This is a genomic window from Caballeronia glebae, from assembly GCF_001545035.1.
Classification (GTDB): domain Bacteria; phylum Pseudomonadota; class Gammaproteobacteria; order Burkholderiales; family Burkholderiaceae; genus Caballeronia; species Caballeronia glebae.
The window spans coordinates 17,474-43,778 of record NZ_FCOJ02000024.1 but is presented as its reverse complement, the minus strand read 5'-3'; the positions used below and the strand labels follow the sequence as shown (position 1 = coordinate 43,778).

General features: G+C 61.2%; 25 protein-coding genes and 1 pseudogene. 13 read left to right on the top strand and 13 right to left on the bottom strand.

Annotated features, from left to right (window positions below; all coding sequences use genetic code 11):
- Window positions 1–2 precede the first annotated feature (2 nt).
- Together AWB82_RS17885 and AWB82_RS17880 are read left to right on the top strand one after the other, a co-directional pair.
- Window positions 3–1,310 (top strand): ATP-binding protein, encoded by a 1,308-nt coding sequence (locus AWB82_RS17885; protein ID WP_086969483.1) that lies wholly within the window; start codon window positions 3–5, stop codon window positions 1,308–1,310.
- The gene (locus AWB82_RS17880; RefSeq protein WP_235023338.1) at window positions 1,310–2,200 is read left to right on the top strand and encodes a tyrosine-protein phosphatase; all 891 of its coding nucleotides are present in this window, start codon (window positions 1,310–1,312) and stop codon (window positions 2,198–2,200) included. Before AWB82_RS17885 ends, AWB82_RS17880 begins: the two co-directional genes overlap by 1 nt.
- Here the strand turns inward: AWB82_RS17880 and dld are convergent.
- The 7 genes from dld to AWB82_RS17840 form a co-directional block, all read right to left on the bottom strand.
- A complete protein-coding gene (gene dld / locus AWB82_RS17875; protein WP_086969479.1) occupies window positions 2,197–3,942 on the bottom strand; it encodes a D-lactate dehydrogenase in 1,746 nt (581 codons plus the stop codon). The genes AWB82_RS17880 and dld overlap by 4 nt on opposite strands.
- 7 nt (window positions 3,943–3,949) lie before the next feature.
- Window positions 3,950–5,290 (bottom strand): MFS transporter, encoded by a 1,341-nt coding sequence (locus AWB82_RS17870; protein WP_086969583.1) that lies wholly within the window; start codon window positions 5,288–5,290, stop codon window positions 3,950–3,952.
- A 205-nt stretch (window positions 5,291–5,495) separates the two neighbouring features.
- Entirely contained in the window at window positions 5,496–6,263 is a 768-nt protein-coding gene (gene glcC, locus AWB82_RS17865) for a transcriptional regulator GlcC (protein ID WP_086969477.1), read from the bottom strand.
- 416 nt (window positions 6,264–6,679) lie between these two features.
- Window positions 6,680–7,210, bottom strand: coding sequence for a hypothetical protein (locus AWB82_RS17860; RefSeq protein ID WP_086969475.1), 531 nt, complete (start codon window positions 7,208–7,210; stop codon window positions 6,680–6,682).
- A 334-nt stretch (window positions 7,211–7,544) separates the two neighbouring features.
- Complete coding sequence (locus AWB82_RS17855) at window positions 7,545–7,811, bottom strand: hypothetical protein (protein WP_086969473.1); 267 nt, start codon at window positions 7,809–7,811, stop codon at window positions 7,545–7,547.
- 101 nt (window positions 7,812–7,912) lie between these two features.
- Window positions 7,913–8,983, bottom strand: coding sequence for a lipopolysaccharide biosynthesis protein (locus AWB82_RS17850; protein WP_235023337.1), 1,071 nt, complete (start codon window positions 8,981–8,983; stop codon window positions 7,913–7,915).
- 695 nt (window positions 8,984–9,678) lie between these two features.
- Complete coding sequence (locus tag AWB82_RS17840) at window positions 9,679–10,977, bottom strand: glycosyltransferase family 87 protein (RefSeq protein WP_235023336.1); 1,299 nt, start codon at window positions 10,975–10,977, stop codon at window positions 9,679–9,681.
- A gap of 1,227 nt (window positions 10,978–12,204) precedes the next feature.
- Here AWB82_RS17840 and AWB82_RS39175 point away from each other — a divergent pair.
- From AWB82_RS39175 to AWB82_RS17825, 3 genes and pseudogenes are all read left to right on the top strand, one after another.
- Window positions 12,205–12,627, top strand: a complete 423-nt coding sequence (locus AWB82_RS39175; protein ID WP_086969467.1) for a L,D-transpeptidase — start codon at window positions 12,205–12,207, stop codon at window positions 12,625–12,627.
- Between the two features lie 253 nt (window positions 12,628–12,880).
- Window positions 12,881–13,015 (top strand): hypothetical protein, encoded by a 135-nt coding sequence (locus AWB82_RS38840; protein WP_268811030.1) that lies wholly within the window; start codon window positions 12,881–12,883, stop codon window positions 13,013–13,015.
- A gap of 24 nt (window positions 13,016–13,039) precedes the next feature.
- A pseudogene (locus tag AWB82_RS17825) lies at window positions 13,040–13,515 on the top strand (HutD/Ves family protein).
- Window positions 13,516–13,548: 33 nt separating this feature from the next.
- Here the strand turns inward: AWB82_RS17825 and yghU are convergent.
- The gene (gene yghU / locus AWB82_RS17820) at window positions 13,549–14,424 is read right to left on the bottom strand and encodes a glutathione-dependent disulfide-bond oxidoreductase (RefSeq protein WP_086969464.1); all 876 of its coding nucleotides are present in this window, start codon (window positions 14,422–14,424) and stop codon (window positions 13,549–13,551) included.
- 106 nt (window positions 14,425–14,530) lie between these two features.
- On the opposite strand from yghU, the gene AWB82_RS17815 reads away from it, so the two are divergent.
- Together AWB82_RS17815 and AWB82_RS17810 are read left to right on the top strand one after the other, a co-directional pair.
- The gene (locus tag AWB82_RS17815) at window positions 14,531–15,142 is read left to right on the top strand and encodes a TetR/AcrR family transcriptional regulator (protein WP_086969463.1); all 612 of its coding nucleotides are present in this window, start codon (window positions 14,531–14,533) and stop codon (window positions 15,140–15,142) included.
- Window positions 15,143–15,328: 186 nt separating this feature from the next.
- Window positions 15,329–15,715 carry a VOC family protein gene (locus tag AWB82_RS17810; RefSeq protein WP_086969579.1) on the top strand — a complete coding sequence of 129 codons (387 nt, stop codon included), beginning with the start codon at window positions 15,329–15,331 and terminating at the stop codon, window positions 15,713–15,715.
- A gap of 18 nt (window positions 15,716–15,733) precedes the next feature.
- On the opposite strand, the gene AWB82_RS17805 is transcribed toward AWB82_RS17810, so the two are convergent.
- From AWB82_RS17805 to AWB82_RS17795, 3 genes are read right to left on the bottom strand one after another with little or no spacing between them, the layout of a single operon-like run.
- On the bottom strand, window positions 15,734–16,114 hold the full coding sequence (locus AWB82_RS17805; protein ID WP_086969462.1) for a TraR/DksA family transcriptional regulator: 381 nt from the start codon (window positions 16,112–16,114) through the stop codon (window positions 15,734–15,736).
- 38 nt (window positions 16,115–16,152) lie between these two features.
- A complete protein-coding gene (locus AWB82_RS17800; RefSeq protein ID WP_086969461.1) occupies window positions 16,153–16,956 on the bottom strand; it encodes a family 1 encapsulin nanocompartment shell protein in 804 nt (267 codons plus the stop codon).
- A complete protein-coding gene (locus tag AWB82_RS17795) occupies window positions 16,949–17,992 on the bottom strand; it encodes a Dyp-type peroxidase (protein ID WP_086969577.1) in 1,044 nt (347 codons plus the stop codon). Before AWB82_RS17795 ends, AWB82_RS17800 begins: the two co-directional genes overlap by 8 nt.
- Before the next feature lie 276 nt (window positions 17,993–18,268).
- Here AWB82_RS17795 and AWB82_RS17790 point away from each other — a divergent pair, with 276 nt between their 5' ends.
- Complete coding sequence (locus AWB82_RS17790; protein WP_086969459.1) at window positions 18,269–18,994, top strand: haloacid dehalogenase type II; 726 nt, start codon at window positions 18,269–18,271, stop codon at window positions 18,992–18,994.
- Window positions 18,995–19,119: 125 nt separating this feature from the next.
- On the opposite strand, the gene AWB82_RS17785 is transcribed toward AWB82_RS17790, so the two are convergent.
- The gene (locus tag AWB82_RS17785; protein WP_086969457.1) at window positions 19,120–19,749 is read right to left on the bottom strand and encodes an NUDIX hydrolase; all 630 of its coding nucleotides are present in this window, start codon (window positions 19,747–19,749) and stop codon (window positions 19,120–19,122) included.
- Window positions 19,750–19,981: 232 nt separating this feature from the next.
- Here AWB82_RS17785 and AWB82_RS17780 point away from each other — a divergent pair, with 232 nt between their 5' ends.
- The 4 genes from AWB82_RS17780 to AWB82_RS37960 all read left to right on the top strand — a co-directional run bounded on the left by AWB82_RS17780 (window position 19,982) and on the right by AWB82_RS37960 (window position 23,914).
- Window positions 19,982–20,620 carry a TetR/AcrR family transcriptional regulator gene (locus AWB82_RS17780; protein WP_086969455.1) on the top strand — a complete coding sequence of 213 codons (639 nt, stop codon included), beginning with the start codon at window positions 19,982–19,984 and terminating at the stop codon, window positions 20,618–20,620.
- 271 nt (window positions 20,621–20,891) lie between these two features.
- A complete protein-coding gene (locus AWB82_RS17775) occupies window positions 20,892–22,187 on the top strand; it encodes a dicarboxylate/amino acid:cation symporter (protein ID WP_086969454.1) in 1,296 nt (431 codons plus the stop codon).
- Between the two features lie 46 nt (window positions 22,188–22,233).
- Window positions 22,234–23,652, top strand: coding sequence for an aspartate ammonia-lyase (gene aspA / locus AWB82_RS17770; protein WP_086969452.1), 1,419 nt, complete (start codon window positions 22,234–22,236; stop codon window positions 23,650–23,652).
- A gap of 97 nt (window positions 23,653–23,749) precedes the next feature.
- Window positions 23,750–23,914 carry a hypothetical protein gene (locus AWB82_RS37960; RefSeq protein ID WP_200818133.1) on the top strand — a complete coding sequence of 55 codons (165 nt, stop codon included), beginning with the start codon at window positions 23,750–23,752 and terminating at the stop codon, window positions 23,912–23,914.
- Between the two features lie 42 nt (window positions 23,915–23,956).
- Here AWB82_RS37960 and AWB82_RS17765 read toward each other — a convergent pair whose 3' ends face one another.
- Entirely contained in the window at window positions 23,957–25,153 is a 1,197-nt protein-coding gene (locus AWB82_RS17765) for a DUF2235 domain-containing protein (protein ID WP_086969450.1), read from the bottom strand.
- Between the two features lie 232 nt (window positions 25,154–25,385).
- Here AWB82_RS17765 and AWB82_RS17760 point away from each other — a divergent pair, with 232 nt between their 5' ends.
- Window positions 25,386–26,300, top strand: a complete 915-nt coding sequence (locus tag AWB82_RS17760) for a LysR family transcriptional regulator (protein ID WP_086969448.1) — start codon at window positions 25,386–25,388, stop codon at window positions 26,298–26,300.
- Window positions 26,301–26,305 lie beyond the last annotated feature (5 nt).

The window sequence follows — 26,305 nt, the reverse complement described above, 5'->3', positions numbered from 1 at the left end:
GCATGCGTTCGGGTTTCTGGCAATCCGCGCGGAGAGTGCGCGGTTTCATCGATTCGCTGTTCGGACGCATGGCGATCGTGTCGATCTGCGTGCTGCTCGCGCTGCAGGGCGGATGGTTCGCGATTCTCCATGTGCAGGGTCCGCACAAGGAGGCCGATGGTTACGCGCGTGCGTTGCTCATCGTGCTGGAGGCCGCGCATAACGACGTCGCGCTCGGCGGGCGGCTCATGCGCGAGACGCGCGTGCATATCGTGCCCGTGTGGAACATGCCCGAGCCGCTGACGCTGCGCGATCCCGCGAAGACGCGCCACGGACATCTCGCGCGCCAGCTCGCCGGCCGGCTGCCGCCCGGAACGCGGATCGCGATCGATATCGACGGCCACAACAAATCGCGGCTATGGGTGCGCTATCCGTCGAGCAACGTGTGGATCGTCGCGCCGATCGACTTGCCGCCGCCCGCGCCGTTCATCACCGAAGGCGTCGTGCTGCTCGCGGGCGCGCTCGTGCTCTCGCTCATCGGGACGTGGCAATTGCAGCGGCCGCTCACGCGCGTCGCGCAGGCCGCGCGGCGCTTCGGTGGCGGCGAGCGGCCGGTGCCCGTCGAGGAAAACGGTCCGCGCGAATTGCGCGAACTGATCGGCGCGTTCAATCAGATGATGAAAAAACTCACCGACGCCGACGACGACCGCGCCGTGATGCTCGCCGGCATCGCGCACGATCTGAAGGCGCCGCTCACGCGCCTGTCGCTGCGCGCGAGCGTGCTCGCGAAGGACGAGCGCGAGCGCGCGAATTTTCTGCGCGATATCGATTCGATGACGCGCATCGTGCAGCAGTTTCTCGAATTCGCGGGACGGTCGTCTGCGGAGAGCGCGACGACCCGTGTGGATGCGTTCATCGCCGAGCAGTTCGCATCGCCCGAGGACGGCGACGTTCCGTTGTTCGCGCTGTCGCTCGAAGCGGGCGATGCGTTCAGCTTGCCGCGCACCTTCATCGACCGGCTGATGACCAATCTCGTCGACAACGCGCTCGAATACGGCGAGCCGCCTGTCGAGATTCGCACCGCGCGGCGAGACGGCGAATGGTTGATCGAAGTGCGCGACCACGGACCCGGCATTCCCGACGAGCGCATGGACGAAGCGCTGCGCCCCTTCGTGCGGCTCGATCCCGCGCGCGGCGGCAACGGGCATTGCGGGCTCGGACTCACCATCGTCGAACGTCTGGCGCGCGAGCAACGCGGTCGCTGCGAGGTCAGCAATGCCGAGGGCGGCGGGCTGATCGTGCGCATCGTCATTCCCTTTGAAGAAACATGATGCCTGCTTCGTCCATGTGTCCGACGCCTTTGTCGCGCCGCGCTTTCATTCGTGGCGGCGCGCGCGTCGCGTTGCTTTCGACCACGTTCGGCGCGAGCGCGCTGCTCTCGGCGTGCGGCGGCGCGGGCGAAGATCAAAACGTGACGGAGACGCCGCAGCTCTCCACGGTCGAAAATTTCCGCGATGTGGCCGGCGTGGGCGAAGGCTATCCGACCGTCGATGGCGGGCGCTTGCGGCGCGGCGTGTTTTATCGCTCGGGCGCGCTCACGCCCGACGATGCCGGCGCTGCGTTGCTCGCGCGTTTGTCGCTGCGGGCGGTGCATGATCTTCGCGTAGTGGCCGAGGCATCGCTTGCGCCCGATCGCGTGCCGGCGAATGCGGTGCGCGAGACGCACGAGGTCGCGCCGCTCGACGCATCCGGCGTGATGCCCGTCGATGCGGCGGCCGCGAGCGCATGGATGAGCGCACGGCAGCGTCAACTCGTGACGGACCCGGCCGCGCGTTTGCAGTTCGGCTCGTTGTTGACGCGGCTCGCGCGCGTGTCGGGCGCACAGGTGATTCACGGCACGGCGGGCAAGGATCGCACGGGCTGGGCGGCGGCGCTGCTGCTCGCCATCGCCGACGTGCCGCTCGATGTGATCATCCAGGACTATCTGCTGACGAACACCGCGGCGCAGACGCAGATCGACGCGCGCATGAAGGCGCATGCGGCGCGCCTCGGAACGAATGTGCAGACCGTCGCGCCGCTTTATCGGGCGCAAAGCGCGACGATCGAAGCGGCGTTCGACGAGATGCATGACGGGTTCTGCACGTTGAACAACTATCTCGCGCAAGGCTTGTCGGTAAGCACCGCGGACGTGGCGATGCTGCGGGCGAAGCTGATCGCTTAAGTTGTCGCCTCGACCGCATCATCCCGATACGCCGCGAATTTCGATGTCTTGCCTATGCCGGGATTAAAGCAGTTGCACGGATCGATCTGCTTGTAGAACTCGGCGAGCTGCGGCTTCGCTTCATAGAGATGTCCGACGTTATGCTCGGCGGGATACTCGGCACCGCGCTCATCGAGCAATTCGAGCATCTCGTGCTCCAGCGCCATGCAGTCGTTGCCCTTGCTGACGATGTAGTCCTGGTGAAACACGTGACACAGAAAGTGCCCGTAATACAGCTTCAATATGATCGGACGCTCGATCTTCTCCGGCAGCCGCTCGAACCAGTCGCGATCGTTGCGTCGTAGCGCGATATCGAGCGCGACGATATCCTCGACTTCGCGATGATGCACCGCGCGATAGCGCACCGCCGCGCTCGCCGCCGCGAAGCGATGCAAAAAGGCTTTGCGGCCTTCTTCATCGGTGCATTCGAAATATGCGCCGCCGCCGTCCGCGAAACGCTTCGCCAGGAACGCGCGCGCTTCGTCGATGCCCGCCGCCGGCACCTTCAGCATCAAATGATGCTCATACGCTTCGCGATACGCCACGATCCGCGCGGGCAGATGTTCCGGAAGACGCTCGCTGAGCCATTGCAGCACGCGATCGCTCATATGCTTCGGCGTGAAGGCGAGGCGCTCGAACCATGCGTCGCAACGCGTCTTCAGGCCGAAGAAGAGCGGCAGCCGCTGCGTGCCGAACTTGTCGATGATGAGGAACAGGTCCTTGCCATACTTCTTCGCGACATCGAACGCATCGCGATGCAGATACTCGCCCGCGATCGGCAGATGCGTGAAGTTCGCGAGCGCGTGGCGGCGGATATCGGTGAGCACGCTCGTATCGTTCGTGCCGACGTAGAACACTTTTGCGCCTTGCTCCGCCGCGAACGTGTCGAGGCGCACCGCGAAGGTCATCACCTTGCCCGCCGAGCCCGATGCTTCGAACAGACGCCGCGTATCGGCGTTGAAGCGCGCGGGCGTGGCGGCATCGATATCGCGCACATGGGTGGCGTATTCGTGATCCGACGCAGCCGCGCCATCGCGAACGTCGGCTTCGGTGAACGTGCCGTTCTCGATGCGCGACAGAATCTCGTCGGGCGTGCTGCCCAGATCGATGCCCAGATGATTCACGAGGCGCAGCACGCCCGATGCATCGACGGCGGCGAACACGGCCATCTCCGTATAGGCCGGGCCGCGATGCACGAGCGAGCCGCCCGAGTTGTTGCTGATGCCGCCCAGCACCGACGCGCCGATGCACGACGAGCCGATCACCGAATGCGGCTCGCGTCCGAGCGGCTTCAGCGCGCGTTCGAGTTGATCGAGCGTCGCGCCGCCGATGCAGACCACCTGCTTGCCGTCTCGGATCAGATGCACGCGCCTGATGCGCGTCGTGCTGACGATGACGATATCGCGATCGTAGTCGTCGCCGTCGGGCGTCGAGCCGCCCGTCAGACCGGTGTTCGATGCCTGCGTGATGACGATCGCGCGCGCGGCGACGCATGCGGCGAGCACGCGCCATTGTTCGACGAGCGTGCCGGGCCGCACGACCGCCAGCACGCGGCCGCTGCCGAAGCGATAGCCGGTGCGATAGCGGCGCGTTTGCGCGTCGCCGGTGAGCACGTTTTGCGTGCCGGCGATGTCGCCGAGCGATGCGAGCAGGCTCGTGCGCGACGTGCCGAACGGGAGCGCGGAAGGAGCGGTGGCGGACATGATGACCTCACGCGCGACGCGGTTCCGACGACGAAGGCTCGGACGGTGACGTAGCCGTCGCGCGCTGCGTGAGCGTCAACACCGCGCCGACGACGAGCGCGCCCGCGACGACGACCAGACCGGCGTTCGTGCTGTGCGTGACGTCCTTCATCCAGCCGATGATCGACGGACTCACGAAGCCCGCGAGATTGCCGATCGAATTGATCATCGCGATGCCCGCTGCGGCGGCGGTGCCGGTCATGACGCTGCTCGGATAGGTCCAGAAGACCGGCATCATCGACAACACGCCCGCCGTGCCGACCGACAGCGTGACCAGCGCGAGCGCCAGGTTGCCCGTGTGGAGCGTGCTTGCATAGAAGCCCGCCGCGGCAGCGACGGCCGCCAGCGCGAGATGCCAGCGGCGCTCGTTGCGACGGTCGGAAGAGCGCGCGACGAGGATCATCGACACCATTGCGACTGCATAGGGAATCGCGGTGTAGAGGCCGATGTCGAGCGCGTCCTTCACGCCCGCCGTCTTGATGAGCGTCGGCAGATAGAAGCTCGCGCCGTACAGACCCATCATGCAGCAGAAGTAGATCGCGGCGAGACGCCAGACCCGGCCGTTCGACACGATGTGCTTGAGCGAATGGTCCGCGCCGGCGGGCTCTTCGCGTGCGATGTTGTCTTCGAGAAGCTGCTTTTGCTGTTCGCTCAGCCATGACGCCGCGCGAATGCCGTTGGGCAGCATGAACAGCGTCATGATGCCGAGCACGAGCGAGGGCGCTGCTTCGATCAGAAAGAGCCATTGCCAGTTCGACAGGCCCTGTATGTCGTTGAACGCCTGCATGATCCAGCCCGACAACGGACCGCCGACCACGCCCGCCACCGGAATGCCGATCATGAAGAGCGCGTTCATACGGCCGCGTCGCGTGCCCGGAAACCAGTACGTGAGATACAGCACGATGCCCGGAAAGAATCCGGCCTCGGCGACGCCGAGCAAAAAGCGCAGCGTATAGAACATCGCGGGCGTCTTCACGAAGAGCGACGCCGCCGACACCACGGCCCACGTCACCATGATGCGGCTGATCCACACGCGCGCGCCCACGCGATGCAAGAGGATGTTGCTCGGCACTTCGAAGATGAAATAGCCGATGAAGAAAATCCCCGCGCCGAGCCCGTACACCGACTCGCTGAACTTCAGGTCATTGAGCATCTGCAACTTCGCGAAGCCGACGTTCACGCGATCCAGATAGGCCGCGACGTAGCAGATGAAAAGGAAGGGCAAGAGCCGCCAGGCTACTTTCGCGTAGGTCGCGTTTTCGAATTCGGCGGTTGCGGTTTGAGCGCCTGTCGGGCTGTGCGGGTTCATCATCAAGTCTCCTGAATCGTGCGGCTTATGCCGCTACTGGCTATGCTGCTGCGCATTGTTCCGTGCCAGTAAGAGACTGTCGAGAGCTCGAACCACTGGTCCGACCACTTATTTTTGTCGTGCCAGGCGAATCGTCACGCGTGAATCAACGACGATGCGGACGTCCGCGTTCGCGCACGCCTGTGCAACGCGCGCCGGGCCGCGGTCATTCCCAGCCCTTCAGACGCAGCGTCGCGCGCACCAGACGCTGTTCCTCCGCCTCGATTTCCCGCATGCACACGGTCGTCGTGGTGATGTGCGTGGCCGCTGCCCTGCGCGCCTGCTCGGGCTGCTTGCCGAGGACCGCCTTGTAGAGACGGGCGTGCTGCTTGTCGATGACGCGTTTCTGCGCCTCGCGATGGTAGAGGTTGTTCACCGAAGCGAAGACGGAACTGAGCAGCAGATCGGTGAGCGAACTCAGCGTGTGGACGAGAACCGGGTTGTGCGACGCCTCGCTGATCGAAAGATGAAAATTGTAATCGAGCCGCGCGCGAGTCGAATCGGCCACGTCGCTTTCGTTTGCGGCGAGCATCTCCTCATATCGCCGCGTGATCAATGCGAAATCCGCCTGCGTGCCGCGCAGTGCGGCCAGACGCGCCGATTCCGCTTCGAGCATCTCCCGCACTTCGAAGATGTCGTAAAGCGTGCGCGGCTGCGAGCCGAGCAGATGCATCATCGGTGTGAGCGCGGGTTGTGTCGTCAGCGCGGCGACGAACGAGCCGCGTCCGTGCGAGGTCTCGATGATGCCGCGCGTGCGCAGCACCTTCAGGCCTTCTCGCACAGCCGAGCGTGACGCGCCCAGTTTTGCTGTCAGACGCCGCTCGGAAGGCAGCGCCTGACCCGGCTTGAGCACGCCGTCGACGATCAGGCTTTCGATGCGCCCGGCGACGACGTCGGCGATCTGCAATGCGTCTTCCTGATTGTTATCGAGCATGGTTCGCCTCACTGGTCCTACCACTTGAAAGTAGAGATCCTAGCATTCCTGTCGCAAAGCGACGATTGCTTGCCGCCGGTTGTATGGATGAACTACGAGATCGTTCGAAAACGGTTCGTCGACCTCGGGATCGAACGTAGCGGCGAGTGTGATGTGTCCGTGAGCGGACGGTGTCGGAAACGGCGCGGCGCAGTGGCGCTCGCTTCGTAGTGGAATACGCGACGCAGGGCTGCGCATGCGCTGTTGGCATCCGCTTCGCGAGCGGACGACCGGAATCATGTGATGAAAAAAGGCGACTCGCCAGAAAAACGATGGCGAGCCGCAAGAGGGATCGGTCAACAACTACTGCGTCGGCAGATTAGCACCGCTTGCACGCGTGAAATCGCATCGGAAAGATGCCGTAAGGAAAGCGCTCTTCACTGTGTGCGCGAGACCACCATGCGGTCGACCAGCGCATCGAGCTTTTGCCGCGCGCTCGCGAAGCGGTCCATGTTCAGACCATTGGTGTCGTAGCGCGCGGTTACGAGAATCTGTCCTTGCCGCACGATTGTCAGATCTATCGCCGACAGATACGGCATCGGCTCGCTGCCGAACGCGCGCTTGTTCCAGCTTGTGGTCGCGGCGTAGACGAACATCGCCTCGCAACCGGGCGGCGACGTGCCAGGGTTATAGACCGCCGAGTTCACGCCGCGCCGCTGCAACGCGACCTGCAGCGCGGGCACGAAGTCGCCGGTCGCGACACTCTGATTCAGTTCGATGCACACGGATTGCAGCGCGGCGGGCGAGCCCGTCACCGATGTCGGCGACGAATAGTTCGAAGCGACCGTGAAGCCCGCTTGGACGAGCGAGCCTGCGGCATCGGCGGCCGTGATCAGCGTCCACGTGCAGCCGGAAAGCGCGCTTGCGCCGATGGCAAGGAGCGCACGAGCGAAGAGCTTGCAGAACATATCCTTGCTATCGCTCGGGCTTAGCGCACGATGCGCACACGCATCGTGTTCGGTGCTTCGATCGTCGCGGTCATCGTGCTTCAGCGTGAAACAGCATCGGCAACATGAGCGACACGGCGAGGAGCGCGCGGCGCAGGGAGGGGAAGCGGCGTTCGAGTGAAGATCGAGCTTGCATGAACTTGGCGTCGTGTCGAAAGAAGATGAGCGGCGTGTCTGCGGACATCACGCATCGATATCTTCCCGCGATGCGCCGCCATTCGATATGCGGAGCAAAGCGCCAAACCAGCGAGTTATTTCGAGGTATTAATTCGCGAAGGAATGCGTCAAGCGCGCATCAAACGAACAGGGACACGATGCCGCCGATGGTCGCGGCCGCCGCCACCCATTTGCCCGCGGTATAGAAGCCGTTCGTATCGGTTGCCTGTACTTCCGGGCGTTCGAGGCCGAGCGCGCCATAAGCGAATGATTTCACCGATGACGGCTGGTCTGTTTGCTGTGCGACGGCGGTATCGTCGGCCGTGTTATCAGCAGGGGAAAGGCGGCGCGGTGAAGGCGTATCGGCGTTCGAATAGGCGGCGGTGGTAGCACTGTTGATCTGCATCGCTGGCCTTGTTGTTATCGGGTTCTGCAAAGCCGCAATAACGACGCCTTCGCGACAATGCTTGAACGTGCCCGCCTTTCCGTTTCTTACCGCCGATGGAATCACATCGGGTTGTTCTGCACGAAGTCCTTGTATGCCCAATACGCTGCTTTCTTCGTGACGCCGTCGGCTTCGAGAAGACCGTATGCGCCTTCGCTGTCGTCATAGAGTTCGAAGGCCTGAATCGACTGGATGTTGTACTTCGACGCAAGGCTCGCGAACTGCGTCATCATCAGGCTGCCGGTCATGTAGGTCGCGATCTGGCTGTACGAGCCCAGTTCGGGGCGCACGCCGAACTCGTTGATCCAGACCGGTCTGCCCATGTCGTGCAGAAACTGAAGCACGTCATGGCATCCCGTGCCGCCGCATGCGTGCGTCATGTCGCCCTGATTCGAATACCAGTGCCACGACGTGACGTCCCAGGTCACGGCCGGATGACCCCAGGTGCCGTCGGGTTGCGAACCGTCGGCGAGCATCTGGAAGAAAGCGGTGTGCAACCACGTGCCGCCAAGCACGATCCTCGCGGAACCATCGACCGACTTCACGCCTGCAATCATTCCGCGTATCGCGCCGCGCGCGAGCGTGTACGACCAGTTGTTGTACTGATACCAGACGGTGCCGTCGACATCGCCGATGAGCGCCTTCGCTTCCAACTCGTTGCCGACCTCGTAGTACTTATAGTGATAGCTGTTGGCGGTCTGCTGGCCGAGCGTATAACCTGCCTTGTAGGCCTCGTCCTCGCTGTTGTAGTTTAGGTTCATGAGTATCACCGGATACATGGTGACGCCACCTTCTTCCATCGTCTTCGCGATCTTCGCAACCATGTTCGCCGATGTCTGGCTGTACACGTCATTGCGATAGATCGTCGCGCCCATTTCCTGCAGTTGCGAAAGCTGCGTCTGCACGCTCGTGAAGTCGTATGCGCCGCCGTTGCTGTTATGGCCATTCGCGCCATAGAAGATCGAACCGTTGCCGCTCGCGGCTTTCGCGGTGGACTTAGGCGATGCAGCGCTCTTGCCGGTCGCGGCGCTGTCGGCGGGGTTGTCGCTGCCGCCGCAGGCGGCAAGCATCATGCTTGCGACGATGGCCGCCGCGACGGACCGGGGAATGAAAGAGGCGATTCTATTCTTCATAACAATTTGCATAACTAACGGAGATGCGCACATCAGGAATGGTTGAAAGAATGGCTTAGTAATCCGAATGATTGTGTTCAGGATGAGTGCCATATCCGACGCGGATGGATGCGCCGGAAGAGCCGAGCCAGTGCAGATTCGCTAAAGCAAATCCGCGCGCGGGATCGACATACATTCGGAATGGCTAGCGCTCGATGATGATCCGCGGACTTCGAGTCGCGCTGATCGTCGGTAACAGGTGCAGCGATATAACTTGGGTGACGTCAAAATTTCTGACGGTGGCGCGAAACGCTTTACGCTCTGAGCGTGCGTTGCCGGGATTAAGTCAGCGAGGAAAGGTTACTTTGTTCTGATGTAGAAGTAAACCGGACAGCAGAAAAAACATCTTGTGTACGGCAAGTTTTCGAACGGTCCCTTCTTCTATTTATGGTTTTGCGCGCAGCCGTTTCTACTTCCAAAGAAATGCCGGAAGTGGTTTCGTTTGTCGGGTTTCTTATCCGTGCGCCGCTATTGCAGCTAGAATCGCCGCGAGCCTTGCGGGACGGAGCCCGGCACAAAGTCGCGGAGCAAATTTCACACGATGATGAGATGATCGCGCTCGAAAACGCGATAAACAAAACTGATGACGGCGTTAAGCCTTTGAATTGACCTGTGTGCTGTGCGAAGGCCCTTTACGGTGCAACCGCATGGCTGTCTTAAATGCGAACCGACCCTGGGCCTTCCGATTCCGCATGCCGATCGCGCCGGAGTGCCGAAGCCGGCGCGAAATAGCGCGCCACGCACAGCACGTAGGTAATTAGCGCGGAGACCGTGTACATCGCGGATCGCTCCATGAAGAACAGCAGGAGCACGGCAATCGCGAGAAGCAGCATTTCGATGCGCGGCGGGATCGCGGACAGTTGCAGGTCGTGGCTCTCAAGCGCCGTGCCCATAAGAATCACGATGGGAATCAACGCGACGACCATGTGGATCGGTTCGAGGATTGGCGCGGCGAGGAGCATCGTCATGCATGCGAGCGCGTAGTCCATGCGCCTGTCGCGGCGGCGGAAGAAGACGAGATAACACGCGAACACGCAAATGATCGCGGCGAAGATCGTGGATGTCGCGTGAAGCGTCGCTTCGGATGCGGGCGTGCCGAGCTTTTCGGATATCGTCTGCAATGCGCCGCGCACCGAACTGTTGCCGGGCAAGCCGCCCGCGCCGAGGATATACGTCTGCGCGCGCCCGATCTCGACGGTCAGATACTCCCAGATTACGCGAAAGCCGAGCCGGCTCGCGGTGAAGAGCGTAATTGCTATGGCGCAGACACCCGTCGATATCACGGTGCGCCATTCACGCCCCAAGAGCAACAAGCCGACGATCGCGAGCGGCGTCACCTTGAAGACGACGGCGAACGCGAGAAAGAGCCCCGCGAGCCAACGATTGCCGCGTTCGATCAGAAAGAACGGCGTCGCGAGAAGAAAGAAGAGAAGCTGATTCGATTGCCCGAGATACGCGTCATGCAGAACCGGAAAGCTCAGCAGCGTCACGCCGATGAGCAGTGCGGTCACGCGCTTGTCTTCGCCGCGATACGCCATCTTCGCGAGAAGCACCGCGCCGATGATGCACAGTACGACAGACATCGCGACCCAGGCGAGCTTCGCGGCGAACGACGGCAATAGCGCGAATGGCGAAAAGATCAGCGCGAACTGCGGGGGATAACAATAGATCAGGATATCGTCGAGATTGGCCCCGAGCGTCGACAGATACGCAACCAGATGTTCGTTGTTATAGATGAGCGATGGATCGTGCGGCGAATTCAGCACGCTGCTGAACGCGTAATAGTAGAAATTGAAATCGCTGAAGGCCTTTGGATGATCGGCCGCGTAGCTGAGCGAATAGTGATAGATGATGACCATGCGGATCGCGAGAAAACCCGCCGCCACCAGCATGACCAAAGCCGCAATGATCCGGACGTTATCCGCGGACCTGGCGCCAACCCGAGCGTTCAGCATGGACGTTCTCCCGTGTGCCGGCTATCACGTTATAGGGCTGCTGTAGCAAGTTCATTTGCAAACTATCCGCTATTCGTCTTACAAAACCGGACGCGAAAAGTTATGGCGGATCGTATGGCCTACGAATCGTGACAGCATCAGCGGGGCGGCGTCAATCCAGTTTTTGCGCACTGCAATGAAGAAACCATTTTTAAAAAACGGATGACGTTCGTGCGATTTTATGCATCGGCGCCGGCTGTCTCGGGTCTAGGCGCTTCGGTAGTTGCGCGAACGCGCGTGGCGCTGCGCTATGCGTCACCGCGTACCTCGGCAGGGTGGGGGCGGCGCGTCAGGACGGGGCGGCGCAGGGCGCGGCACGGTGGACATACAGCCGCTCGCGGGCCAGATCGACGGCGCGGGCAACGTGATCGCGCACGGTTCCTCTATAGCGTCCCATAGCGACGCCCTGTGTGTTACCTCGACTCTTCTTCCGTGATCGTAAATAGAGGATCGCCACGCTGGGCAGCTTGCGCATGCACGACTGTCCGATTCGGTATACGTGACAACTGTGCTGGGGCGGCTCCGCGACAGTACGTCGCGTTCGTGCCCGACGGCATCGTGAAGCCCGCCGACTTGGCGATGATTATGACCATAAAAGCTGCGAAATGTCGCAGAACGGTCAGAAGAGGTTAGTCGATAATTCCACCAAGAGCTTGGATAGCCGTATCGCTTCAATTGATTTATCGCCTTAGGCAAATCCCCACGAAAACGAAATATGACACGGTCGGGTGGTTCTTTTGCATGGCTGGTCAGCGGCCGGAAATGAGCCGCGCACGACTTCGCTATCGCCCGGTTTTGAATCTGTGCCTGGATGCCTACGGCAATATCTCCTGCGCGACCACCTTAATATGATTTCGATTGAGCGGAGAAAGGAGTGAATAGTTCTCGCCTGGGTACGCGCCATTGGCAATGGCGTACGGTGGGCGTTATTGCTGCCCTAGCTGCAGTTGGGTTGGCCGCAGGCGTTAGTGTTATGCCTTCGAAGGCGGCGGCAGACCTATCCGCTAAAGAGTTGGTGCCTGGTCCCGCGCCGGCTCCAGATCCGTGGAAAGGTCTGTCTGTTGCAGATGCAATTCGCGTGATTCAGGCTCAAGCCAGTACTTCATACTCTGTTAATCCGGTTATCGAACCTCACGACGGTAAGACGACAGGTCCCGTTTTGCCAGCCGGTTTCAGCTTTGATACGGCATCGGCACCCGACAGCGCGCCTTTATTTGCTTTAAGGCCAAGCATATTATCTGCGTAGATAAGACTACGTATGTCGCGACTGTGTATAAAAACGGCACTGCGCAGTGGTCGTACCATGTGCGCCCAGGAGATGCGCGCGGCGAAAGATATGCTACGGGGGAAGGTCATGGTCATATTGCATATAAGAGCCGTAACCACGTTTCCAATACTTATGGAACACCTATGCCCTATGCAATGTTTATTTCGTGGGATAAGGATCACCATAAGCACGCTGGTGAGGCTTTTCACCTCTCATATGACTTTCAAAACCAAGGATATGAGGGTGCAAGTCATGGCTGTATGGGAGTCGGTTCGGAGGCTGTCATGAAGCGACTATGGGAGACAAGTCCCGTTGGCACGCGAGTGTACGTCTACCGCACTTAAAAACGCTCCTTCCCTCGAATGTCAGGCGATATCTTTGCATGGCCAGCTTTGAGTTGACATCGGTTTGATAGGCGCCCGCTTTGCCATCTAGCTTTTCATCGGTGAGCCTTTCAAAGAAGCGAGCCTGGTTCCGCAAACTGTCGCGTGTGGATATTCAGAAGGTTAAATCCATCGATGCCAACGACCGCGCCGCTGCGGACTCTGAGGCATCAATCCTATGCACAGACCGGACGTCAAAATCCGGCATCTCTGCATGAAAACACAGTTCGCGGGCATCGACTTCGTCGAGCATCATCCCGCGCTCGACGTGCGGAACATGACCGCGTTGACCATCGTGCGTCTCCTGACCAACGTGATCGGTAAGCACGCGCGCCGCATGGTTTCATGAACGCGGCGAGGCACGACGCGCGACTTGCTCAGAGTCCCCGCGCGCAACGATCCCGATAACTTCGCGCTACGCGTGAGCGTCGCCGATGTGAATGCCGATGGTGCGTTCTCGGTTTATCCGGTATCGATAGAATCCTCGCGATCCTGCGGGGTTCGGGCATGGACCTGATCGATGTATCGGACGGCGCTGTCTCGAATACGGTCGCCGGCCGATTTTCGTCACTCGCGTTCGCGGGAGAACGAAAACTACATGGCCGCCTGCTCGACGAGTCAGTTCTAGATTTCAATGTTATGGTCCGCCGCGATGCCGGCGTCGCGGCGTTGAGGGTTATCGACGGCTCCCGCACCGTGCCCGTTTCGACATGCCGCTTGCTCTTCGTGACGCAAGGGTCCGCACGCATTGTGCTCAACGAATCGCATTTCATCGAGCCGACTGGCGCGGTGTCTATTGCAACGGCGAGCGACTCGCTAGACGGCTCTCGTCGATTTCTTCCCGCATGATTGAGCGTTGCGCCGCTAACGCAGTTCCATTCGTTACTTCTCCACGGCGATCTTGTCCTGCGTGCGCGTGTCGAAATCGGACGCGTCATGGCGCTCATGCAACTGGCTCGAAGGCTCGCCGAAAGTCCGGTTCACCATGCGGCCGCGCTGCACGGCGGGACGCGCGCCGATCATGTCGGCCCAGCGGCGCACGTGCTTGTATTCATGCACTGAGAGGAATTCGGCGGCGTTGTATAACCAGCCGTTAGCGAGGCCGCCGTACCACGGAAAGATTGCTATATCCGCGATGGTGTATTCGTCGCCCGCGATATAAGTGCTATTCGCGAGACGCTTGTCGAGCACGTCGAGTTGACGCTTCACTTCCATTGCAAAGCGATCGATCGGATATTCCATCTTGCTCGGCGCATAAGCATAGAAGTGGCCGAATCCGCCGCCGAGATAGGGCGCGCTGCCCATCTGCCAGAAAAGCCACGATAAACACTCGGCGCGTTTGGCCGGCTCGGTCGGCACGAATGCGCCGAATTTTTCTGCGAGATAGAGCAGGATCGCGCCGGATTCGAAGACGCGCACGGGCGTCGCGCCACTGCGATCCACAAGCGCGGGAATCTTCGAATTTGGATTGACCTCGACGAAGCCGCTGCCGAACTGATCGCCATCGCCGATGCGAATGAGCCACGCATCGTACTCGGCATCGCGACGACCGAGCGCAAGCAACTCTTCGAGCAACACGGTAACTTTCACGCCGTTGGGCGTGGCCAGTGAATAGAGCTGCAATGGATGACGGCCCACCGGCAGCGCCTTTTCATGCGTCGGTCCGGAGATCGGCCGATTGATATTGGCGAAGTGTCCGCCGCTTTCCTTGGTCCAGGTCCACACGGCCGGCGGCACGTATTCGGTCGATGCGCTCATGCTTCCCGCTCCTTCGATAAGATTTCGCACGAGGTTATCAGGTCGACTGGAAACATGCTTGACCGGGCTTTGTACAATCAGCGCAGCAATTCGCGAGAGGAAATGAATGAGCCAGCGTCCATTGCACAAACCGTTTCGCCTGCGAAAAGCGCCGGCGCAATCGCGCTCGGAAGCGACGGTGTCTTCCATCGTCGAGGCGGCGGCGCAGGTGCTCGAAAGCGACGGCTTCGAAGGCTTCAACACGAATGCGGTCGCGCGTCGCGCGGGCGTCAGCATCGGTTCGCTCTATCAATACTTTCCGGGCAAGGACGCGCTCGTCGTCGCGCTGATTCGCCGTGAAAGCACGCGCTTTTACGAGGACGCGTCGATTGCGCTCACCAAACGTAGCGGCAAGGCGGCGCTGGAATATCTGATCGGCGCGTCCGTGCGCCAGCAGTTACAGCGTCCGATGCTCGCGCGCCTGCTCGACATCGCGGAAGGGCGTCCGGCGTTGCGCGGTGAAGTCGCGAAGGGGGAAATGGAGGCGTTGGTCGAGACGGTCGTCGGTCGTGCCGCGCCGCGTCATCCGTATCCCGATGTGGCCGCGGCTGATCTGCTCGCCATCGTCAAAGGCATGGTCGACGCAGCGGGCGAACGCGGCGAGCGCGACCTCGATAACCTCGAACGCCGCGTTCGGGCCGCTGTTTTCGGCTATATGTCGAGAAGTGGCGGCGCGTAAATGCGAGCAATCGAACCGGACTCGACGATGCAAGCGGCGTCGCGGCGCGCTTTCGGCGGCTATCAGCAATGCGAGTAGTCGAATGTGAGCTTTTGCTTATATTCTGAAGTCCTCGGGCGGTAACGGCACACAGCCGTCGCCCATCAATCCATGAGAGACCGACGAATGAAAGACTCGACCCAAAGCATGAAACTCAATCACCTCAGTTTTCCTTCAGCCGATACATCCGCGACTGCGCGCTTCTTCGAGCAATATCTCGGCTTCACGATAGCGGGAACGTGGGACCGCTCCTACATACTCAAGTGTCCCGGCTTCGATGTCGTGATCGATCACGCGAACGACGACGCGCCGGCGTGGCCGCGCGCGTTTCACGTCGGCTTCGAATTGCCGAGCCTCGATGACGTGCGCGACCTCTACGAGCGCTTCAGGTCGGAAGGCGTGGCGATGGAGACCGACATCTTCAACAACGGGCGCGGCTCGCGTTTCTTTTGCCGCGCGCCGGGCGGCGTGATGTTCGAAATGAATACACGCAGCGACGCCGCGCCCGAGTACCGGGGCACGTTCGACAACTGAGGCGGACGCCTCGCAAGCTCATTGGCCCGCTTCGCGCTTCTCCTGTTCTTCGACGGTGAGTACGGCTTCGGGCATGACGTCGAGGCGTGCTTTCGGAATGGGCACGCCGCTTTCGTCGGAAAGGCCATACGTGCCTTCTGCGATCTTCTGCAACGCACGTTCGATCTCGCCGATGCGCCCATCGTTCACGTTGCGCAACGCCTGATTCGCGATGTCCTGCTCCATGCGCTGCGCATCGTCCTCGTACTCTTCGGCTTCGTCACCGCGCTCTTCCCGCAATCGACGCTCGCTCGCGACGGTGCCTTCCTCGCCAGCGAGCAATTCGCGCTTCAGCGCGAGAAGACGCTCGCGCTGCTTTGCGATGAACTCGTCGCTCAAGCCGCTTGATTGACTGGGCATGATCGTGCTCCATGAAGAAAATGTGTCTTCCGATGCTGCTATTCACCCGCCGCGATGGAAACGGACGCCTCGCTCGTCAGCATCAGGAAGGTGAGCGTTTCGCGCAGATAGAGCTGCACGGCCGTGTCGGTATGGCTCGTATAACCGATCGACAAGTCCTGCCCGAGATGCAGTTCGAAATCGCCGCCACGCGTCGAGAGCACGCAGCCGCCCTGAAGCGCGGGCGCCCATACGAGATCGCCGCTCACGATGCGCTTGATGTGCTGGATGACCGGATAACCTTGATCGCTCGCTTCGGCGAGTGCAGTATAGGCATCCGCGCCGAGCAGCACGGAGTAGGGACCGTCGACGCCGGCCAGCCGCAGCTTTTCGAGCGCCTGGCTAATGGCGGCGGGATAATCGGCGACGTCCGTGGGCAGAAACGTCGGCGCATTCGAGCTGCCTTCGCGAATGCCCGTGATGCCGGCGGCCGCGAAGCCGTCGAAGATCGCGCTGTCTTCCGCGAGCGCCAGTTCGTTCGCGGCGGTCTTGGCGGGCTGCCAGTCGCCGTCGTTCGAGCCGCGCTCCACGCTGTCGATCGCTTCGCGCTGCAGCGTGAACGGCACGGTGAGTTGCACGAGTTGCTTCACTTCGTATAGCTTCGCCGCGACGCCTTGCTTCGGCGAAGCGACGCTCGTCTGATGTCCGGTGCCGATACCGGATAGCGCGGCGCCGCCCGGACTCTTCACGTCGACGACGCGACGCCCCGCGAGCGCGCGCTTGAAGGTGCGCGCGACTTCGGCTTCGATCTGCGACCATGCCGCGCCCGAGATCGGCGCAAGCTCTCGATGCAAGTTATTCATCTTGTGATTTTCCTTTGAGTGAGCCAATGTTCAATGTTCCTGCGCGGACATCTTCAGGCGGGTTCTCACTGGCGGAAGATGTCGCGGCATTTGGGTCGCGGTCGGGAAGCGCGTCGAGCAAATCAGTGGACGGCACAAAGAACAGGCCGCCCGTCACCGCGCGGCTGTAGTCGAGCAAGCGGTCGTAATTTCCCGGCGGCCTGCCGACGAACATGTTTTCGAGCATCTGTTCGATTGGCGCGGGCGTGCGCGCATAGCCGATGAAATACGTGCCGAACTCCTTTGCACCTGGACGACCGAACGCCATGTTATGCCGCAGGATCTTCACTTCCTTGCCATTCTCCTCGATCGTCGTGAGCGAGCTATGCGAGCAGGATGGCTTGATAGAATCGTCCAGTTCGACATCGGATAACTTTTCGCGTCCGATGATCAATTCCTGTTGCTCGACGGTGAGGCCATTCCACGCACCCAGGTTATGCAGATACTTCTGCACGATCACATAGCTGCCTCCGGCGAAACCGGGATCTTCGTCATCGACGATCGTGTAGTGCGCCGCGCTCTTGCCTGTCGGGTTCTCGGTGCCGTCGACGAAGCCCACCATGTCGCGCAGATCGAAGTAACGAAATCCATGCACTTCATCGACGACCGTGACCGCATCGCCTAGTTTGTCGAGCATCTGCGACGCGAGCTCGAAACACAGATCCATATGATCCGCGCGGATATGCAGGAGGATGTCGCCGGGCGTTCCGATCGCGCGGCGATCGCCCGAGCCGAACTCGCGAAACGGATGCAGCGAAGCGGGGCGGGGCGCGCCGAAGAGCAGGTCCCAGGCATCGGCGCTGAAGCCGCATACGCAGGACAGGTTCGCGGTCGGCGCGCGCGTGCCGACCGCGCGCACGAGCGCCGCGATGTCGCCGCACCATGAGCGCACGACATCGGCTGCTCCTTCGCCGCGCGCCACGGTGGCGACGATGAAGATCGCGCTGCGGGAAATCGGATTACAGACGGCTTGTGGTTCGGGTGTGTTGTTGGGCATCTGAAGAGGTCGATTGCGTGAAGCGGTTGATTGAATCGATCGGCAACTCACGGCGAGCGCTCGCGTCTTCTCTTCGAATGCGATGCTCGCGCGATCGCCAAAGACGACCCGAAGTTTCATAGGATCATAAACTGGCGTATAGCGTGTTTGAGCGGAAGCGGTGAACGGACGATACACCAACTCCGGGTAACGAATACTCGAAAACGCACGGTTATGTAACATCACGGCACGGGACGCTGTTATCCATAACATTTTTTTCGACTGACAGGAGCGATTGTGAAACTGACCGACTTCGACACGCTGACTTTCGACTGCTACGGCACGCTGATCGACTGGGAAACCGGGATTTTCGAAGCACTGCGCCCGTTACTGGATCGCGTCGAGCCCCCGTTGACGCGCGACCAAGTTCTGGAAGCTCATGCGCGTCACGAGTCGTCGCAGCAGAAGTACACGCCGGGCAAGCGCTATCAGGAGTTGCTGGCTATCGTGTATAAGCGGCTCGCTGAAGAGTGGGGCGTTTCCTTCACCCAGGAAGAATGCATTGCCTATGGACGTTCGATTCGCAACTGGCCCGCGTTCGCGGATTCCGCGGATGCGCTGCGCTATCTGAAACAGCATTACAAGCTCGTGATTCTTTCTAACGTCGATAACGAAAGCTTTGCCCATAGCAATGCGAGACTACAGGTTGAATTCGACGCCATCATTACGGCGGAGGATGTCGGATCGTATAAACCTTCGCCGCGCAATTTCGAATACATGCTGGAAAAGCTGGGCGAACGCGGCATCCGGAAAGAATCGATCCTGCATACGGCCGAAAGCCTTTTCCACGATCACAGGCCGGCGAACGGCTTCGGCCTTGCATCGTGCTGGATTTATCGTCGTCATTCGCAGCCCGGCTTTGGCGCGACGATGGACCCGGGCGCTCAGCCGAAGATCGACTTCCGCTTCAACAGCATGGCGGAGTTGACGAAGGCGCATCAGGAAGCGTCGGTTATCGGCTAGAGGGATTGCATCGGATTACCAACTAATTTAAGCGCGTTTCATATGCAACTAACCGTCTTGCGTTTGCACCGGCACCAAAAGCTTCGCCATCGATTCTGCCGACAGCGAAGCGCGCTCGAAGTGCTTCAGTCGAATTCGACCTCGCCGCCGCGTCGCAGCGTGTCGAGACGCCGGATTTGCGCGGGCATGATCCGGCCCAGCGACAGCGGCGGAAGGTCGTCGAGCCTGAAGAACTCGACGGCATCGGTTTCCACGCCGATCACATCGCCGGTCTGCACGATCTCACCGAGAAAAACGAGCTTCCAGATGTGAAAGACCGACGGCGGATGCGGATGCTTCGCCGTATCCCACGCGGCAAGCAGTCGGACGATATCGACCGTATAACCGCTTTCCTCGCGCACTTCCTTGGCGGCGTTCTCCGCAGGCGACAAGCCGACGTCGGCCCAGCCTCCGGGAAGCGACCATCGTCCATCGGCCGCTTCGCGCACGAGCAAAATTTGCCCGGACGCGTTGAACACCGCACACCTGACGTCGAGCTTCGGATTGGCATAACCTGACTCGAATGCGAAGAGATCGGCCACCTCGCCCGCTTCCATCGAGGCGATTTCGGCGATCTGCTCATGCGCGATCGTAGCGATTTCTTCGTAGCGTTCCTTGTCGAAGACGGCGGTCGTGTAGTGCAGTCCCGTCTGGGCGAGAGCGAGCAGGCGTCGAGCCTGTTCGAGTCTTCGATTGAGTGGCGGGGTCGCGTTCATTCCTGGATCTCTATGTGTGACTGCGCGGTCGTCGGCAGCCAGTGTTCTAACGTGCACGCGGCGCTCTACCGGCTTGCGTCATTTACCGGCGCGGTAATTCCACTAATGCTTCATTTTCTCATCGTCAAGGCGGCAACATTACGTATACTCGAATCTATGTCCAGGCCCGTGACGGTCGGCATAATGCCAACCATCAATGACAGTCGCAATTCCATCCGTAGCCCGCAAATATATGAGCGAACAACAACGAGTAAAACGAGACCCGGAAGGCACACGGCGGCGCATTCTCGAAGCCGCCACGGAACAGTTCACGAAGCTAGGCCTTGCTGGCGCCCGGGTCGACGCCATTGCCACGGCGGCGGGCACCAACGAGCGCATGCTCTACTACTACTTCGCGAGCAAGGAAGGGCTGTACGTCGCCGTGCTCGAAGCGATGTACGCGCAGTTTTCGCAGCGCGAGCAAGGCCTCGATTTGTCCGGCCTGCAACCGGCCGACGCGATTCGCGAACTGGCCCAGTCCATCTGGGCGCATCTGCGGGAAAACCCTCAATGGCTGAGCCTTATCAATAACGAGAACCTGCACGAAGGGCGTTATCTGGAGCGTTCGAGCCACTTGCGCGAGACCATCTCGCCGGTGGTCGACCTGCTGCGCGCGGCGCTCGAACGTGGTGCGGCGGCGGGTCAGTTCCGTCAGGGCGTCGATCCGCTGGACTTTTACGTGACGCTCGTCGGCATGGGCTATTACATCGTGTCCAACCGCTTCACCATCGACATGTTCACGGGCCGCAACTACGCCGAGCCGGACCGTCAGCAAACAATTTCCGCAATGCATCTCGACATGTTGCTCACCTACCTGCGCCCGGTGAGCTAACCGAAGGCGAGCGGCTCGCATGATGAAGCCAACCGCTCGCCAACCGTATTGCGCCTAACCTCCCTTTCCGCGCCCCGCCGAACAAGGCCGTTCAGACGTTATGCGAAACTTGCATAGCGGTATGCAGCACTAGCATTCACGTTTTTTCTGCTTTCCATAAGATTCCGTCCTGACACAAAAAAGCGGCGCGTCGAACTTCGATGCGCCTGCCATTAGCGAGCGCACGCCGGTTCCGACCGACCGTTCGTGCGCCATTCCAGGACGGAGACACATGAAGAATCGGCTCACCCTCTATATCCTCGCGGGCATGGTGCTCGGCGTGGCTGTCGGCTACGTTTGTCATCGCATGGCCGCGGATGCCGCGCAAGCCAAGGTTATCGCGGACTACTTTTCCATCATCACGGATATCTTCCTGCGGCTCGTGAAGATGATCATCGCGCCGCTCGTCTTCGCGACGCTCGTGTCGGGACTCGCGGGCATGGAAGGCACGAGCGACGTGCGCAGAATCGGCCTGCGCTCGATCGCGTGGTTCGTGTGCGCGTCGTTGTTTTCGCTCGCGCTCGGCCTCGTGCTCGCGAACCTGCTGCAACCCGGCGCGGGCCTGCACATGACGCAGACGAGCGCCGACGTCGCCACCGGCCTCAACACCGCCGGCCTGAACTTCAAGGACTTCGTGACGCACGCGTTTCCCACAAGCCTGCTCGATGCGATGGCGCGCAACGACATCCTTCAGATCCTCGTTTTCTCCGTGCTGCTCGGGATCGTGCTGAGCGTGATCAAGTCGGATGCGCGCGTCGCGCCGCTTATCGCCGGCGTGGAAGGACTCGTGCCCGCGATGCTGAAGCTCACCGACTACGTGATGCGCCTCGCGCCCTTCGGCGTGTTCGGCGCGCTGGCATCGGCGATCACGGTGCATGGCCTCGATGTGCTCACCACCTACGGCAAGCTCGTCGCGAGCTTCTATGCCGGGCTCGCGCTCCTGTGGGCCGCGCTGATCCTCGTCGGATACGCGTTCCTCGGCAAACCCGTCTGGACCTTGCTCAAGTCGATCCGCGAGCCGGCGATGCTCGCCTTCTCCACGGCGAGCAGCGAGGCCGCGTATCCGCGACTGACCGAGAAGCTGGAGGAGTTCGGTGTCGACAAGAAAGTGGTCGGCTTCACGCTGCCGCTCGGCTACGCGTTCAATCTCGACGGCTCGATGATGTATCAGGCGTTCGCCGCGATCTTCATCGCGCAGGCGTTCGGCATCGACATGCCGATCGGCACGCAGATCGTCATGCTGCTCGTGCTCATGCTGAGCAGCAAGGGCATGGCCGGTGTCGCGCGCGGCTCGGTGGTGGTCGTCGCGGCCGTCGCGCCGATGTTCCATCTGCCGCCATCGGGCGTCGTGCTCGTGCTCGCTATCGACCAGATTCTCGACATGGGGCGCACCGCGACCAACGTGATCGGCAACAGCATCGCGACGGCCGCCATCGCGAAGTGGGAAGGCAAGCGCGTCGCACGGCTGGAACGCCGCGCGGCCATGAACGCGCCTTCGTTCGGCCAGTTGGAAAGCGAAGCGAAGTGAACGTCCGCATCGAACTATCGACATTTATAGAACCTGAGAGGAATCCATGCTTGCACCCACCGAACGTATCGAACACGACCTGCTCGGCGATCTCGCCGTGCCCGGCCACGCCTACTACGGCGTTCACACGCTGCGCGCGCTGCAGAATTTCCCCATCACGGGCATCGCGATTTCCGCATACCCGAATCTCATCAATGCGCTGGCGAGCGTGAAGGAAGCGGCGGCGCTCGCGAACCACGACCTCGGTCTTCTGAGCGAAGTGAAAACGCAGGCCATCGTGCAGGCATGCAGGCAAGTGCGCTCGGGCACGGCGCACGAGCACTTCGTCGTCGATGTGATTCAGGGCGGCGCGGGCACCTCGACCAACATGAACGCGAATGAAGTTATCGCCAATCTCGCGCTCGAACATCTCGGACATGCGCGTGGCGAATACGGCGTGCTGCATCCGAACGAAGACGTGAACCTCGGGCAGAGCACCAACGACGTCTATCCGACCGCGCTGAAGATCGCCACCTACGCGGGCATCATGCAACTGATCGACGCGATGGGCGTGCTGCGCGCGTCGTTCGAACGCAAGGCGCTGGAATTCCGCGACGATCTGAAGATGGGTCGCACGCAGCTTCAGGACGCCGTGCCGATGACGCTCGGCCAGGAGTTCAGCACCTTCGCCGTGATGCTCGGCGAGGACGAAGAGCGTCTGAAGGAAGCGGCCATGCTGATCTGCGAAATCAATCTCGGCGCGACCGCGATCGGCACGGGCATCAACACGCATCCGCAATACGCGCCGCTCGCGTGCAGGCATTTGAGCGATGTGACCGGCATCGCGCTCTCGACGTCGCCGAATCTCGTCGAAGCGACACAGGATGTCGGCGCTTTCGTGCAGCTTTCCGGCGTGCTCAAGCGCGTCGCGGTCAAGCTGTCGAAGACCTGCAACGATCTTCGTCTGCTTTCGAGCGGGCCGCGCGCGGGACTCGGCGAAATCAACCTGCCGCCGGTGCAGGCCGGATCGAGCATCATGCCGGGCAAGGTGAATCCGGTGATTCCGGAAGTCGTCAATCAGATCGCGTTCGAAGTTATCGGCAACGACGTGACCGTGAGCTTCGCCGCCGAGGCGGGCCAGCTTCAGCTCAACGCGTTCGAACCGATCATCGCGCATAGCCTTTTCAAAAGCATCGCCCACTTGCGCGCGGGGTGCCTCACGCTCGCGTCGAAATGCGTCGATGGCATCAGCGCGAATCGCGACCGGCTGCGCGCGATCATCGAAAACTCTATCGGCATCGTGACGGCGCTCAATCCGTATATCGGCTACACGCACTCGACGGAAGTCGCGAAGGAAGCGCTCATTTCCGGTAAAAGCGTGGCGCAGATCGTCATCGAAAAGGGGCTGTTGAGTCAGTTGCAACTCGACGAAATCCTGCAGCCGGCGATGCTGACGCAACCGCGCGGCATGACGTCGGCGGTTTGAAAGATCGCTTCGCGAAACGTCGCTGAAACCTTGCGATGCGGGCCGCCAGCCGGAGTAAACTGTTTTTGCGGTGTGCTTGCCGCAAAAGGAGGTTGCGATGAGATTCGCCGATATGTTCAAGCGGCCGAAACGCGACGCGACGGTTGCGCCCGGGGACGCGGAGCCTCACCACGAGGAACACGCGAAGTCGGTGCAGAAACAGGCGCGCAAGCTGTGGGACGTCGTTGGCCGAAATCGCCATAAGGGCGCGAAGTGGCACTAGCGAAGCGGGCCCGGGTACGAAAGTCCCGGGCCCGAAAATTTTTCAGGACGTGATCCAACTCGTGTGCGTGGTGAAGAGCGTGCCGAGCACGGCGGGCAGATACGGATTCGGAACCGGCACCGGCCTGCCCGCCACCATCACGAGGCCCAGGCGCTGCGCGACCGAAACATGCGCGCCAATGTCCTGCGGAAAGGCGAATGGACCGCGCGGGCCCGAGGGACGCAACGAGAAGGGCGCTTCGGTCCACGGCGAATGCGCCTTGCCGAGAAAATCCGGCTGCAAGGTCCACGGCGGCGTCTTGAGACGCATGCCGATGGCGGGATCGGCCAGGCGCTTCAACATCCATTCACAGGCGATATCCGACAGACCCGATTCGCCATTCGGATAGCCGCCGCCCACGTCCGCGTGAGCGCCCGCGAACAACACCTGCGTGATGCCTGCGCGCGTATCCCAGAGCGTCGGCGTGAAATCGCCGCGCTGCTCGTCGAGGCTGATCGCGTGAATGCCGAACTTCACTTTCGGGCTGAGCGCGGTGTCGGCGAAGCGGAACAGATCGACCGTCGAGTCTTCGCTGTCGAGATAAAGCGGAATGCCTAGCGCGCCCACCGTGTCCCATACGCCGATGGCGCGGATTTCATCGACGGGCACCGTGTCGTCCGGCTGAAGTCTCGTGAACGCGAGCGACGGCTCGAAATTGACGATCTTCTCCAGCAGACCCTTCAGGCCGCCTGAGCCGTGCGCCGGCGGCCTCGACTCGCGATACTTGCGCCACGCGAGAATGCCCATGCGATACGCGAGCGCCTTGTCGTCGGCGTCGTAGCGGCTCGTATCGAGCAGGCCGACGCTCGCGATCATTCCGCCGAGCGCGCGCACCGTGTACGCGCCGCGGCTGAAGCCCATCAGGATGATGCGGTCGCCCGGTTGGTAGTTGCGCGATACGAAGGTATAGCCGCGCACGATGCGCGCGATGAGGCCGTCGCCGAACGCGCCGCCCACCAGTTTCGTGATGACGTTGCGCGAATCGCCGACGCCATGAAGATATTTGGCGACCTGTCCTTCCGGCCCCGGCTCCGCGATTTCCTGCTCGGAGGCGAGCAGCGTGGAGGCGGGGTCCGGCTCGCCGGATAACAGCAGAAACGCCTTGAATACGTTGGTGGTATCCGGAATGCCGTCGTTGTCGTGATCGGTGTTCGGACCGTTCCAGGTTCCATCCGCGCAGAAAACGATGTTCTTGCTCATGATGCACCTTCCTTTGCCTCGTGACGCCGAAAGTACTCACTCAGTATGTCTTAGTGTCTTGCGGGCGACTCGGCAAGCCGCGCGTCTTATGCGAACGACGCTTTGGCCGAAAGAGCCTAGGGACGCGTCGGGAGATCGTCGTGGAAGGCGTATTTTCCGGGCACGGAACGGCGGCTTTATTTTTGCGAAAATGGCGGTTTATAAACGAAGAACTCTTGAATCGAAGTCAACTATGAAAGTCACTCTCGACGAGCTTCAAACCTTCGCGACCGTCGTCGACACGGGTTCGATCACGGCGGCGGCGGAGCAACTGGATCAGACGGTTTCGGGGGCGAGCCGAACGCTCGGTCGGCTCGAAGAAAAGCTGCAGACAACGCTTTTGCGCCGGACCACGCGACGCCTGGAACTGACGGAGGAGGGCAAGAGTTTTCTGCAGCGCGCGCGAGAGATCATCGATGCCGTGGAAAGCGCCGAAGAGCAGATCGCCGCGCGCCGCGAGCGGCCTTCGGGCCTATTGCGCGTCGATGCCGCGACGCCCTTCATGCTGCACGTGATCGTGCCGCTGGTTGCGGGATATCGCGAGCGCTATCCGCATGTCGAACTGGAACTGAACAGCAACGAAGGCGTGATCGATCTACTGGAGCGCCGCACCGATGTCGCGATCCGCATCGGCAAGCTGAAGGATTCGACGCTGCACAGCCGCCCGATCGGCAGCAGCCGGATTCGCGTGCTCGCGACGCCGCATTATCTGGAGACGCGCGGCCATCCGAAGCGCGTCGACGAGCTGGCGAATCATTCGCTGCTCGGCTTCACGCAGCCGGAATCGCTCAACGTCTGGCCGCTTGCGGGACGCGATAAAGAACCTTATCGGATCACGCCGGCGATTGCTTCGTCGAGTGGCGAGACGCTGCGGCATCTCGCGCTCGAAAGCGCGGGCATCGTGTGCCTGTCTGACTTCATGACGCTGCGCGACCGGCGCGATGGCAAGCTCGTGCAGATTCTCGCGCGTCACACGCAGGAAGTGCGGCAGCCGATCAACGCCGTCTACTATCGCAACACGGCGATCTCCGCGCGCATTGCCTCGTTCGTCGACTATCTCGCGCAAGCCGTGAAGACGACTGAATTCGCGCTGACCGGCCACCGCTGATGCTT